Genomic DNA, 12,532 nt, shown 5'->3' with positions numbered 1-12,532 from the left:
CGTGCAGTTCCGTGGGCCTCCACCTGGTCAGGGGTCGGTGATGGTTGTAACAATATTTGTATAAATAGAGGCTGTAAAAGTCCGATTAGTTATAAGGTAATTATAAAAAACAGGCATTAAAAATGTTATTTAGATGCGTAATGCTGATGTTCGTGTTTGGCAGTTAAAACGCAATCGCGGGCAAGCCACGCTCCCACAAGTGATGCATAACCTGTGGGAGCGTGGCTTGCCCGCGATGACGGTAGATCGGTTGTACTCAATACCCGCGTTGGACGTTCGCCGGATTCTCCAGCGCCAGGCCATTGAGAAAGCGCTCAAGGTTGGCCAGGAAACTGTCGGCAATTTCGTGGCGGCTGTTGCTCGAAATCGCCGAGGTATGGGGTGACAGGCGAACCCGGGGATGCGCATAAAGCGGGTGCCCATCCGGCAGCGGTTCGGGCTCGGTGACGTCCAGCGAGGCGAGGCCGATGTGTCCGGTGTCCAGTGCTTCAAGCAGGGCGCCATGATCAAGCAATCCACCTCGGGCGATGTTGATCAGGTGCAGGCCGGGCTTGGCACTGGCGAGCACCGCGCTGTCGACGATGTGCCGGGTCGAGTCGGTCAGGGGCGCGGCCAGCACCAGGTGATCGGCGCGGGCAAACAGGTCATGGATGTCCTTCGCCGCTTCCACACCCTCAACTTCGAACGGCACCTGGCTCTGACGCAGCGACACTACATTGATACCCAGCGCGTGGGCCTTGGTCGCCAGGCTGCGGCCAATGGCGCCGAAGCCGAGAATCCCCAGCGTGCTGCCCTTGAGCGGCGTCAGCGCGGTGAAACTCCATTGCGAGTCGTGCACCCAAATGTCCGGCAAACGCTTGGCCGCAGCGAAGATAGCGGCCAGGGCGAATTCGGCGATGTTCTCCGCAGCGCTGCCCCGCGACGTGCTTACCGGCGGACCGTTGAACAGCCATTTCGGGTAGAAGTCGATGCCTGAAGACACTACTTGAATCCACTGCAAGCCATAGGGCCAGCCCGGTGGCGGTGTGTCCGGCGCCTGATAACCGCGCACATTGATTGGTCGCGCGAGCAGGATGCCGACTTCCGCCGGCAGGTCGCTGGGCACGCCGGCCGGTACGCCAATGACGCGGGCGCCGGGGTGCGATTGCGCGAGGCGCTGGCGGATCACTTCGTTGAAGTCTTCATCCAGTTGGCTGGCGATAACAAGCTGGCTCATGGGCGTTCTCCAAATTGGAATGCAGACTGGCGCTGGGCGAAGACCGCTTTGCCGACGCCTTGCAGCACGGCGTCGTTTTGCGGCGTATGGACACGACTGCACAGCACATCGCGGTAATGCCGTTGCAGCGGATTGTGGCGTGACAGACCAGGATTGCCGGACGCCTCGATGGCCAACTCGACCGCGCGGATGGCGTTGCCGGTCACCAGGTATTTCAGTTGCGCCGCGTTACTCGCCGGCGTGTGCCCTTCAGCAGCGGCATCGAGCAGGCTGCGATTGGCGAACAGCAGGGCGTCGATGTGGCCGACGGGTTCCTGAAAGCGCGGCCGGGTCGATAGTGCCGCGCCGAGGTTGGACGGTTTGCGGGTTTCCAGCCAGCCCACCAACCAGTCGCGTGCGGCTTGGGCGACCCCGTCGTAGACCGATGACAGCAACACCGACATCCACAGCAACCCATCGCCATCGAGCTCGGGTTGCGGGGCGCTCCACGGGCTAACGCTGACGGCGTGATCCAGCGGCACCAGCACATTGTCGAATACCACTTCATGGCTGCACGTGGCGCGCATGCCCAGATGGTCCCAATCCTCGATGATGCTGATGCCGGGTGTGTCCTTGTGCACCAGCCAGACGCCGACCAGCGGGTCTTCATCGGTGCTGCGCGCCCAGACGCTGAACCAGGTCAGGCCATGACTGCCGGTGGAGTAGATTTTCCGGCCGCTGATGCGCCAGCCTGCGGCGGTGCGCCGGGCGATGGTCGCGGGCAGACCGCCACGGGCCGGGGTGCCGAGGTCGGGTTCGACGCGCAAGGCGTTGATCAAAGCGCCATCCCGGACGGCGTCTTGAGCCACTTGCAGGCGCAGCGCTTCGGGCCAGTTTTTACTGTCCTGCAGGCGGGCGTGCTGGATGTATTGCATCACCAGAATCAACGCGGTCGAGGGCTCACCTTTGGCGATCGCGCTGATGGCCTTGCGCGCCTGCGCCAGATTCGCGCCGCCACCGCCGAGGGCTTTGGGCACGGTCAGTGCGACCAGGCCGTGCTCATGCAACAGCGTGAAGTTGTCCTGCGGGAAGGCACCGCTCTCGTCATAAACGTGGGCGCTGGCGGCCAGTTGTTCGCCGATGCCTGCGAGCAACGCGTCGAAATGGGCCACCTCGACGGATCTCAGGGGTGGAGCAGGTTGAGAGGAAAGACTCATGGTGAATTCACTCGATCAAAAAGGGAGAGAGCCGGTATCTGTTTGCGTGACACAAACCCCTTGGCCTGGGTGCGTGATTGCGTGACACAAACGCCCATGGCATGGATGCGTGTTTGTATGACACGAACCCCTTGTAGGAGCCGGCTTGCTGGCGATGGCGGTGGACCCCACAACATCGAAGTCGCCTGACCCAACGCCTTCGCTGGCAAGCCAGCTCCTACAGTTGGCCGGGGTATGACACAAACCCCTTGTAGGAGCCGGCTTGCTGGCGATAGCGGTGGACCCCACAACATCGAAGTCGCCTGACCCAACGCCTTCGCTGGCAAGCCAGCGCCTACAGTCGGCCGGGGTATGACACAAACCCCATGTAGGCCTGGGTGCGACACAAACCCCTTGTAGGAGCCGGCTTGCTGGCGATGGCGGTGGACCCCACAACATCGAAGTCGCCTGACCCGGCGCTTTCGCTGGCAAGCCAGCGCCTACAGTTGGCCGGGGTATGACACAAATCCCTTGTAGGAGCCGGCTTGCTGGCGATGGCGGTGGACCGAACAACATCGAAGTCGCCTGACCCAACGCTTTCGCTGGCAAGCCAGCTCCTACAGTCGGTCGGGGTATGACACAAACCCTTTGTAGGAGCCGGCTTGCTGGCGATAGCGGTGGACCGAACAACATCGAAGTCGCCTGACCCGGCGCTTTCGCTGGCAAGCCAGCGCCTACAGTTGGCCGGGGTATGACACAAACCCTTTGTAGGAGCCGGCTTGCTGGCGATAGCGGTGGACCGAACAACATCGAAGTCGCCTGACCCAACGCCTTCGCTGGCAAGCCAGCGCCTACAGTTGGTCGGGGTATGACACCAACCCTTTGTAGGAGCCGGCTTGCTGGCGATAGGGGTGGACCGAACAACATCGAAGTCGCCTGACCCGGCGCTTTCGCTGGCAAGCCAGCTCCTACAGTTGGTCGGGGTATGACACAAACCCTTTGTAGGAGCCGGCTTGCTGGCGATGGCGGTGGCCCCAACAACATCGAAGTCGCCTGACCCGGCGCTTTCGCTGGCAAGCCAGCTCCTACGGTGGCCTGGGTGCGCTGTCTGGCCTGGTTCATAGCGGCAGCAACGGGAAGTTTTTGTCCCACAACGGACTGACATCGAGCCGTTCGCTCAACACGCCGGCGTCGAAGAACAAATCGGCGACTTCCTGCTGCGAGGCTATGGCCTGGTCGCTCACTTGGATGATTCTCGATGCCTGGCTGCGGTTGTTGTACATGTCGAGAAACACTGCTTTGTCGACGCCCAGCAGTTGCGCCGATTTGGCCGCCCAGGGTTCGGGGTTGTTGTTGATCCATTCCAGCGTGCGCGCCTGGCGTTGCAGGTAGTCCTGAATCGCTTGCTTGCGCAGTGGGTCTTCCAGTGCGGCGGGGCGTGCGGCGATCAGATAATTGCCGGACAGATAACCCAGCGCGGTTTTCAACACACGGGCGCCACTGCGGAATTTCGCCAGTTGGATAAACACGCCGTAGATCACCCAGGCGTCGAGCTGACCACTCTGGAAAGCGCTGAAACCATCCTGCGGCGTGAGCGCCACTGGCGTGATGTCCTTCATGGTCAGGCCTTGTTCCTTGAGGGCCTTGATCAGGAAATAGTGCGACGTGGTGGAGCGCACGTAGCCGACCCGCTTACCACGCAACTGCGCGACCGATTCCAGTGTCGAGTCCTTGGGAATCAGGAACACCTGGTTGTTCACGTCACCTTGCAGCACCGCGATCAGCCGTGGTTGCCGATGGCTCTGGATCGAGAAGATCGGTGGAATCTCACTCATCCCGCCAACGTCCAGGCTGCCCGAGGCCAAGGCTTCGACGATCAGGTTGCCGCCGGCGAATTCCGAGTAGTCGACCTTGTAGGGCGTATCAGCGGTGCCGGCGTCTTCGGTGAAATACGAGTCCTGGCCCCGGTAGGTGGCGACGCCCAGCGTCAGGTCCGAGAGCCTGGCGTTTTGCGCGAACGCACGCGGGGCCAAGCCGAGCGATGACAGCCCCAACGCACCGAGGGCGATGGAACTGGCCGTCAGGAAGCCGCGACGATTGAACTGTCCCTGTGTGATCTTTTTCGTCATGGTCAGGCTCTTGTCAGATGGCAACTTGCAAGGCGGTTTGCCCGAGCAACTGTTCGACTGCGCGCAACACCAGCTCGGCTTCTGTACGCACCAGCCAGTCCGGACTGACTTCAGCGAAAGCCACCGTGCCGTCCTGGGCGATGACCACCACAGTCGGTTGCGGCAATTCCCAGGTGCCGGTGCCGGTGGTTTCGCCGATGCCCTTGCCCTTGGCCAGTGCAGCTTTGCGCGAGGCTTCATCGAAGCTGTAGAGAATGCCCAGGCGTCGGCCGAGGTGGTTGTCCGGGTCGCTGGCCACTTGCAAATCGAGGTGGTGCCGGGTCTTGATCTCCACCAGCTTTTCCGGCACTTGCGGGCTGACCGCCACCAGCGGCACCCCCAGCGCATGCAGTTGCGGATAGAGCTGGCGTTGGTAATAGGGCAGGGCGATGTTGCACGCCGGGCAGCCAGCGAAGCGGAAGAAAATCAGCACCGCCGGACCGTTGGCGAGCAACTCGTCGCGGCTCAGGCTGCCGCCTTCGACCTTCAACAAGGTGAAGGGCTCAAGCGAGTCGCCGGCCTTGACGAAGTCGTCGACCCGGGCTTCATTCACCAGGCGCTGACGCTGGTCGATATTGACTTGCAGGGCCGCCGGTTCCCAGGTCGCCAGACGTTCGGCATGCAGATTCGCCAACAGGTGGTTGAGGGATTCGCTCATGCCAGTGCCTCGCTTTTCTCTTCAACTTGAGCGGTGGTGTGACGGTTGATGGGGACGTCGAGGCCAAGGTTGTCGCGCAGGGTTTTGCCGCTGTACTCGTCGCGAAACAGCCCGCGCTGTTGCAGGATCGGCACCACCAGTTCGGTGAAATACTGCAGGCCATCCGGCAACAACGAATTGATGATGAAACCGTCCGCAGCCCCTTGTTCAAACCACGTCTGAAGCGCATCGGCAACCTGCTCGGGCGTGCCGACAAAATCGCGCCGTGGCCGGGAGAAACGCAGGGCGACTTCGCGCAAGGTCAGGCCTTCGTCCCTGGCCAGTTGCTTGATGCGGTCCGAGCCGCCTTTCTGGCTGTTCGAGCCGAGATCGCCGAGTTCTGGGAACGGGGCATCCAGCGGGTATTGGCTGAAATCATGGTCGTTGAACGGGCGGCCGAGGGCGACGATCGCATCTTCAATGGTCACCAACTCAACGGCTTGCTGGTAGCGGCTTTCAACTTCCGCTTCATCGCGCCCGACGATGGGGCGGATGCCCGGCAGGACCGACAGCTTCTGCGCCTCCCGGCCGAAGCCGCTGGCGCGTTTTTTAAGGTCTTGATAGTAGGCGCGGGCTTCGTCGAAGCCTTCAGGGCTGACGAAAATCGCATCGGAATTTTCGGCGGCGAAATTGCGACCCGCCTCCGAGGTGCCGGCCTGGAAAATCACCGGTTGACCTTGCCGGGAACGGGCGATGTTGAGCGGGCCTTTGACCGAGAAAAACTCACCCTTGTGCTCCAGCGCATGCAGTTTGCCGGGAGTAAAAAACTCGCCGCTTTGCTTGTCGTAGGCAAAGGCATCGTCTTCCCAGGAGTCCCACAAGCCTTTCACCACATTCACGTGTTCCTTGGCGATGCGGTAACGCACGGCATGCGGCGGGTGTTCGGCCTTGCCGAAGTTATCGGCGGTGCCGCTGAGCCACGAGGTCACCACGTTCCACCCGGCGCGACCGCCGCTGATGTGGTCGAGCGAGGCGAACTGGCGCGCGACCTGGAACGGTTCGGTGTAGCTGACGGTGACGGTCGCCACCAGGCCGATGTGCCGTGTGGTCGCGGCCAGGGCCGAGAGAATGGTCAGCGGTTCGAAGCGATTGAGGTAGTGCGGGCTGGATTTTTCGTGGATGTGCAGGCTGTCGGCGATGAACACGAAGTCGAACTTCGCGCCTTCGGCCAATTGCGTCTGCTGCTTGTAAAAGTCGAAGTTCACGCTGGCGTTGGCCAGGGCCTGCGGGTGGCGCCATTCGCCCCAGCCATGGCCGACGCCATGGACCATCGCACCGAGTTTCAATTGCCGTTGTTTGCTCATGGTTCTACTCCTGAGTCAGTCGAATCGTTATCGAGATGCCTGGTTTTGTTGGGCACGCTTGGCGTTGAAGCTCTTGTCGAAGCCTTGGGAGACGTCGATGTGTTTTGTCAGAATTCCTTCTTCCTGATAGATGTCCGCAGTGGTTTGCAGGCCGCTGATGACCTTGTCATCGATCTCCACCGGTTCCATGTGTGTGCCTTTGGCGACGGCAATGTGCACCGCCAGCGGCAAGCCGGTGACGCGGGCCTGGGCGGCGGCATATTCCTCGGGATGGGCGTTGGTCCAGCGGTAGGCGCGATCGACCCGAGCCACGAAATCGTCGAGTTGCTGGCGTTTGCCGGCGATGGCCTGGCTGGTGGCGGCCAGGTACAAATGGTTGGTCAGCAGGGTTTCGCCGCTGGCCAATACCTTGGCCTGATTCTGGGTGGTGGAAATGGTGGTGTACGGATCCCAGGTCGACCAGGCGTCGGCACTGCCGTTATCCAGGAGGATTCGCGACTCGCTCGGCAGCAGGTAGATGAACTGCACGTCGTGGGTGCTCAGGCCGGCGTTGCGCAAGGCTTTGATCGCCAGGAAGTGACCGATGGAGCCGCGTGTGGTGACGATGCGCTTGCCCTTGAGGTCGTTGGCGTTGTTCAGCGGCGAATCCTTGGGCGCAAGGATGGCCGTGGTGTAGCGGCCCTCGGCATGCACGATGCTGACGACCTTGATTGGCGCGCCGGCCCCGAGGGCAAACACGTAGGGCGCATCGCCCAGGGCGCCGATGTCCACGGCGCCGGCATTCAGCGCTTCGCCCAATGGCGCGGCGGCCGGGAATTCGGAGAACTGGATCTCGTATGGCACGTTCTTCAACTCGCCGGAGACCTCCAGCAGGACCTTGATCGAAGATTTTTGATTGGCCACCAGCAGCGGTTGAAGGTCGGCAGCCTGGGCCAGCGCGCCCAGCCCCAAGGTGAGGACGGCGCCCAACAGCAGGCGTTTGAAAGGCAGTCGTTGAATGGTCATGGTGGCGTCCTTTTATTGAATGTCGGTCGGCGTGGACGGGGTCTCGGCGAGGCCGCGAGCCAAGGCAAAAATGCCGTCCATGCGCCAGTGTTGATTGCTGTGCGTTGGGTCCGTCGCCCACTCATCCCAACCCGAGTCGCGGCGGTACTGTCCGAGCAAGCCGGCATTACGAACCACGTCGGGGTCGGGATGGCGGGCCTGTTCGCAGTCGGGGTCGACGTACAGCGCATCGCTGGTGCAATACAGTTCGCACATGAAGCAGGTCTGACAGGCTTGCTGGTCGCCGATCCGCGGTTTGGCCTGTGCGTCCAGTTGCAGGGCGTTGGTGGGGCAGACCTCGACGCACTTGCCGCAGCCGCTGCACAGGTCGTGGTAAATCAATTCGATCATTGCGCGTGACCTTGTGGCAGTGGGTTGACGGAGGCAGGCACCGGGTCGAAACGGGTCCAGGGTTGGTCGATGCCGGCAATACGCAGATGGCCGTCGAATAACCGATTCTGTTCGGGAGCATCGCTGCGCTGGTGCATGCCACGGCTTTCCTTGCGCTGGTCGGCGGCGCTGTAACACCAGCGAGCGGTGGCGGCCATGGCGGCGATTTCCCGTGCTCGCAACGGGTTGTGCTCATCGACCTGCAAGCCGTCGCGCACTTCATCCCAGACGTTTTCCAGTGCCGTAAGCGACCGACCGATCTGGTTGCCGGAGCGGAACAGGTTTTTCTCCGGCGGATGGACTTCGGCCTGAATTCGCTGGATCAGCTCGCTCGGTTGCGTCGTCGCAAGGGCTGGTCGAGACTGCAAACCGACCCCTGAAAAGCCTTGCAACGAAGCGCTGCGGTCGGGCTTTTGACGAGCCAGTCGTGCGGCGCCACGCCCGGCCCATTGGCCGGAAGACAAGGCCCAGGCGGAATTCTGTGCGCCGCCGCCGGAGGTGGCGCCGGCAATCAGCTCGCGACTGGCGGCATCGCCGGCAGCGAACACACCGGGCACCGTGGTCTGGCAGTTGTCGTCAATCACGCGCAAGCCGCCGACGCCACGGACAGTGCCTTCGGCGTGCAGGGTGACAGCGAATTTGTCGCGATACGGATCGATGCCGCGTCGGTCGAACGGCAACATCAGGTTGGGTTGAATGCTCGGTAATTGGGCGCGTATCTGCGCCGGTACACGGTTCAGGCGGCAGTACACCGGACCCTCAATCAAGGCCTTGGCGAGCGCATCGGTGAAGCCCGGTCCAGTAGGGATGTGCAGAGGGCGATCGGCGCCATCGAAATACTCGCCGAAGCTGTAAACCATCGAACGGGTCAGGCTGCTGCCCGCCGCCGCGATGCAGTAATAACTGGAGAATTCCATGCCGGACAATTCGGCGCCCGCCTCGGCGGCCATCAGGTAACCGTCGCCGGTATTGGTGTGGCAACCCAGCAGCCGCGAAAGGAACGCACAACCGCCGCTGGCCAGCACCACCGCACCCGCGCGGACTTGCCAGGCACCGCCGGCTTGTCGACGCCAGCCACGGGCGCCGGCCACGTCGCCTTGATCGTTGCGCAGCAATTCCAGCGCCGGGCTGTGATCGAGAATAGTCACGCCGCTGTCCAGTACCAGACGGCGCAACCCGCGCAGGTATTCCGGACCGCGCAACCCGCGATAGTGGGTCACGCCGTGTTCGTCTTGCGGGAACTCGTAGTAATCGGCGAGCGTTGGCAGACTGGTCCAGGTGGTGTCGATGATTCGCCCCATCCAGCGTGCATCGGCCAGACCGTGGGCACTGCCCAGACGTTTGTCGATTGCCGCTTCGCGCGCGCCGGGCAGTGGCGGGACCCACCAATGACCGGGGCCGGCGCTGGCGGTGACACCGCTGGGGCCGCAGTAGCCTTTATCGACCAGAATCACTCGGGCGCCTTCACGGGGGGCGGCAAAGGCGGCCCATGTGCCCGCCAGGCCACCGCCGATGACCAGCACATCGGTGACCAGGTCGAGCGTCGTTCGGGAGGCAGCGTATGCCGAGGTGATGGTCATGAAATGCGGGCTCCAGGCAGGTCTTGATTCGTTGGTTCACCTCCGCCTGGAGAAAGGGGTCGGCCTGGAATCAAAGTTATTCCTATAAAAAGCCGGTGTGAAGTTCTTTTTGGTTATATGCTAATTATTAAGTTATCTGATTATTAAATTTATAATTATGAAATTAATGCATTTAAAACGACGCAATACCTGTAGGAGCGAGGCTTGCCCGCGAAGAACGATAACGCGCAATGCCTGAACATCTGCGGCGTTCGCATCGCGGGCAAGCCCGCTCCCACAGGTTCTGCGGTGTAGGGTTGTCCCCGGTAGTGTCCAATACCGTCAGAAGTTGTACGCCAGCCGCGTGTAGTAGTAGGCCCCGCCAAATCCGAACGGCGAGAACTGCCCATATTTGTAGCCCCCCGCCCAATCCTGAATGCCGTTCTTGTCCGGGTACACGTTGAACAGGTTGTTCGCCCCCAGTGCCACCGTCAGGTGCTGAGTCAGGTCGTAGGCGGCGTCCACGTCAGTGATCCACTTTGCGCTGAATTTGCGATCGTTCACCGGGTTGTTGTCACCCTCGATGTAACTGCCGAAGCGGGTGACTGCCAGGTTCAGGTTGTAGTCCGTGACTTTCCAGTTCGCCGCCAGGATCAGTTTCGATTGCGGCGTGGCGACGGTCAGGTCCTTTTGCAGGCGTCGGTCGAACAGTTGGTAGCTCGGCCCCAGGCCGCTGAGTGCAGGTGGGTTGTCCTGGAGCTTTTCGATCTTGGTCTGGTTCCAGTTGTAGGCCGCGCTCCAGCGGATCTGGCCGTACTCATCCAGTTGCTGGCGGTACTCGTTGACGATGTCGACGCCGCGAGTCCGAGTGTCGACCGCGTTGGTGTAGTACTGGGCAAACAGCCCCGGAGACAAGCCATTGGCGACGAGGATTTGCGAGACCTCCGGGCCGCCCAGCAGGCTGGTGGAGACGATGCGGTCGCGAATGCCGATCTGATAGAGGTCGGTGGTCAGCCGGTAGTTTTGCGTCGGCTCGTAGGTGAAGCCGAAGCTGTAGTTCAAGGACTTTTCAGGCTTGAGTTTTTCCGCGCCCAGGGCCTGGGCCTCGGTGGTGTCCACTGGCAACACCTTGACCGGCACCGAGACCTGCTGGCCGTTGACCACACCGCCGGAGGTGAAGGTCGACGAGGCATAAATGGTCTGCGCCAGGGACGGTGCGCGGAAGCCATTATTGACCGTGCCGCGCAGGGCGAAGGCGTCGGTGATTTTATAGCGGGTGGAGAACTTGCCGCTCCAGGTGCTGCCGATGTCCTGAGTATAGCGCTCGTAGCGAGCGGCCACGCCGACGTACCATTTATCGGTCACGTCGAGGCCCAGATCGACGTAACTGGCTACGTTGCTGCGGCTGATTTCCCCGGCATCGGCGGGGGGGGGGCCGGTGTAGGGCGCAAGACCGGGTAGCGGTGTTCTACCGGCGAACGGCCCGCTCGGGATGACGTAGTTGCCCGGGGTATAGGAGGCGAAATCACCGGGCTCGATCTGGTATTTCTCCCAGCGGTACTCGAAGCCGAAGGCGGTTTGCAGCGGGTTTTTCAGGCCAATGTCAAAACCACGATTGAAGTCGAGGTTGTTGGTCCACTGATCGAAAATCTGCGAGGCGAGATTGAACGAGGTCGGGCTGGTCGGTCCCAGGGATGGATTAAGGGTATTGCTGGCATTGAGCGTCGAGTCGTCCTCGCCCCAGGTTGAACTGGCGTCGTAGTTCCAGCCACCGACCTCACCCTTGAATCCCCCGGCCACCTGAAAGTCTTTGGTGCGGTTGTGACGCTGGGCATGGATGCCATCGGGGTAGGGCGTATTCGGGTCGCCGGCCAGGGACGTGATGTCGTTGGGTCGATAGTTGCCGGTGACTTTGGTGGTCTCCATGTAGCTGGCGGTGGAAAAGGAATAGAACGTCAGGTCGTCCTGGATCGGCAGTTCGAGGTTATAGCTGGCGTTGGTGACCTTTTCCCGGCCGAGTCCATAGCTGGGGTTCCAGCCGTGGCGATTGACGGTCTGGTCGCGGCTGTCGGGGAAACCGGGTAAGGAGTAGAGGTTGCCGGTGGCGCTGCCGGTGCGGTTGAAGGGCTCCTGTTCCTTGCTGTCCAGTGCCAGGTTGGCGAAGCCGTCATTCGGCAGCGCCAGGCCGTAGTTGACCGTCTGGTGCACGGTGTCGCCATCGCCGCTGCCGTAGCGCCCGAATGAGGTTTCGGCGCTGCCGCCGCTGTCGTTTTCCTTGAGGATAATGTTGATCACCCCGGCGATCGCGTCCGAACCATATTGCGCGGAGGCACCGTCACGCAGCACCTCGATGTGATCGATGGCCGAGCCCGGAATCAGGTCGAGGTTGACCGGCACCGCCGCCGTACCGATACGCGCCAGGTTGTTGATCAGCGCGGTGTTGTGCCGCCGTTTGCCGTTGACCAGCACCAGCACCTGATCCCCGGACAGACCGCGCATGGTCACGCCGCGCACTGACCAGGAAGTCCCGCCGCCATTGATCGCCGGCAGGTTGAAAGAGGGCAGCAGGCGGGCGAGCAGTTCCTTGAGACCGACCTTGCCGCTGGCTTGCAACTGCTCGGCGCTGATCACATCGATCGGCGAGGGGCTGTCGGTGATGGTGCGCGGTTGACTGCCGCGATTGCCGGTCACCACCACGGTGTTCAAAGTCTTGTCGGGCTCAGTGTTTTGCGCATGGGCCTGGAGGCTGGCGGCGAGCAGGCTGAAGGCGGCAGCTGCGTAATAATCGTATTTCACTCGGGGGCTGGATGAGCTCATGACGCGAATTCCTGAAAGATTGCACGCACAGGCAAACCCCTTCGCGCCTGTTCGCGAATTGAAAGGGGTTAACCAATACCGATCTGTAGGAGCGAGCTCGCTCGCGATGGACTCGAGAGCGCCGCGTTCAGCCAGTCAACACGCGTTATCGTTGACGACCAT

The 12,532-nt window shown here is 61.7% G+C and carries 9 protein-coding genes; all 9 read right to left on the bottom strand.

From position 1 onward, the window contains the following. Positions 1–256 precede the first annotated feature (256 nt). Positions 257–1,216 carry a D-isomer specific 2-hydroxyacid dehydrogenase family protein gene (locus AEQ67_RS12850; protein ID WP_059404231.1) on the bottom strand — a complete coding sequence of 320 codons (960 nt, stop codon included), beginning with the start codon at positions 1,214–1,216 and terminating at the stop codon, positions 257–259. Next, on the bottom strand, positions 1,213–2,412 hold the full coding sequence (locus AEQ67_RS12845) for an acyl-CoA dehydrogenase family protein (RefSeq protein ID WP_059404230.1): 1,200 nt from the start codon (positions 2,410–2,412) through the stop codon (positions 1,213–1,215). Before AEQ67_RS12845 ends, AEQ67_RS12850 begins: the two co-directional genes overlap by 4 nt. Positions 2,413–3,509: 1,097 nt before the next feature. Beyond that, entirely contained in the window at positions 3,510–4,520 is a 1,011-nt protein-coding gene (locus AEQ67_RS12840; RefSeq protein WP_059404229.1) for an ABC transporter substrate-binding protein, read from the bottom strand. A 13-nt stretch (positions 4,521–4,533) separates the two neighbouring features. Beyond that, a complete protein-coding gene (locus tag AEQ67_RS12835; protein WP_059404228.1) occupies positions 4,534–5,217 on the bottom strand; it encodes a peroxiredoxin-like family protein in 684 nt (227 codons plus the stop codon). Then, the gene (locus AEQ67_RS12830) at positions 5,214–6,560 is read right to left on the bottom strand and encodes an LLM class flavin-dependent oxidoreductase (RefSeq protein WP_059404227.1); all 1,347 of its coding nucleotides are present in this window, start codon (positions 6,558–6,560) and stop codon (positions 5,214–5,216) included. The genes AEQ67_RS12835 and AEQ67_RS12830 overlap by 4 nt, the downstream gene beginning before the upstream one ends. Before the next feature lie 27 nt (positions 6,561–6,587). Next, the gene (locus AEQ67_RS12825) at positions 6,588–7,565 is read right to left on the bottom strand and encodes an ABC transporter substrate-binding protein (RefSeq protein ID WP_059404226.1); all 978 of its coding nucleotides are present in this window, start codon (positions 7,563–7,565) and stop codon (positions 6,588–6,590) included. 12 nt (positions 7,566–7,577) lie between these two features. Then, positions 7,578–7,955 (bottom strand): 4Fe-4S dicluster domain-containing protein, encoded by a 378-nt coding sequence (locus AEQ67_RS12820; protein WP_059404225.1) that lies wholly within the window; start codon positions 7,953–7,955, stop codon positions 7,578–7,580. Continuing rightward, complete coding sequence (locus tag AEQ67_RS12815; protein ID WP_059404224.1) at positions 7,952–9,574, bottom strand: FAD-dependent oxidoreductase; 1,623 nt, start codon at positions 9,572–9,574, stop codon at positions 7,952–7,954. The genes AEQ67_RS12820 and AEQ67_RS12815 overlap by 4 nt, the downstream gene beginning before the upstream one ends. A gap of 321 nt (positions 9,575–9,895) precedes the next feature. Further along, a complete protein-coding gene (locus AEQ67_RS12810) occupies positions 9,896–12,370 on the bottom strand; it encodes a TonB-dependent receptor plug domain-containing protein (protein WP_059404223.1) in 2,475 nt (824 codons plus the stop codon). Positions 12,371–12,532: the final 162 nt, after the last annotated feature.

The organism is Pseudomonas sp. RIT-PI-q, from assembly GCF_001297125.1.
Lineage (GTDB): Bacteria > Pseudomonadota > Gammaproteobacteria > Pseudomonadales > Pseudomonadaceae > Aquipseudomonas.
Note: the sequence above shows the minus strand (reverse complement) of the source record. Positions and strands in the feature narration are given on the sequence as shown.

Excerpts from the sequence above, each read along its gene's own strand:
- AEQ67_RS12850 (WP_059404231.1), bottom strand. The coding sequence starts at position 1,216 with ATGAGCCAGCTTGTTATCGCCAGCCAACTGGATGAAGACTTCAACGAA.
- AEQ67_RS12845 (WP_059404230.1), bottom strand. The coding sequence starts at position 2,412 with ATGAGTCTTTCCTCTCAACCTGCTCCACCCCTGAGATCCGTCGAGGTG.
- AEQ67_RS12840 (WP_059404229.1), bottom strand. The coding sequence starts at position 4,520 with ATGACGAAAAAGATCACACAGGGACAGTTCAATCGTCGCGGCTTCCTG.
- AEQ67_RS12835 (WP_059404228.1), bottom strand. The coding sequence starts at position 5,217 with ATGAGCGAATCCCTCAACCACCTGTTGGCGAATCTGCATGCCGAACGT.
- AEQ67_RS12830 (WP_059404227.1), bottom strand. The coding sequence starts at position 6,560 with ATGAGCAAACAACGGCAATTGAAACTCGGTGCGATGGTCCATGGCGTC.
- AEQ67_RS12825 (WP_059404226.1), bottom strand. The coding sequence starts at position 7,565 with ATGACCATTCAACGACTGCCTTTCAAACGCCTGCTGTTGGGCGCCGTC.
- AEQ67_RS12820 (WP_059404225.1), bottom strand. The coding sequence starts at position 7,955 with ATGATCGAATTGATTTACCACGACCTGTGCAGCGGCTGCGGCAAGTGC.
- AEQ67_RS12815 (WP_059404224.1), bottom strand. The coding sequence starts at position 9,574 with ATGACCATCACCTCGGCATACGCTGCCTCCCGAACGACGCTCGACCTG.
- AEQ67_RS12810 (WP_059404223.1), bottom strand. The coding sequence starts at position 12,370 with ATGAGCTCATCCAGCCCCCGAGTGAAATACGATTATTACGCAGCTGCC.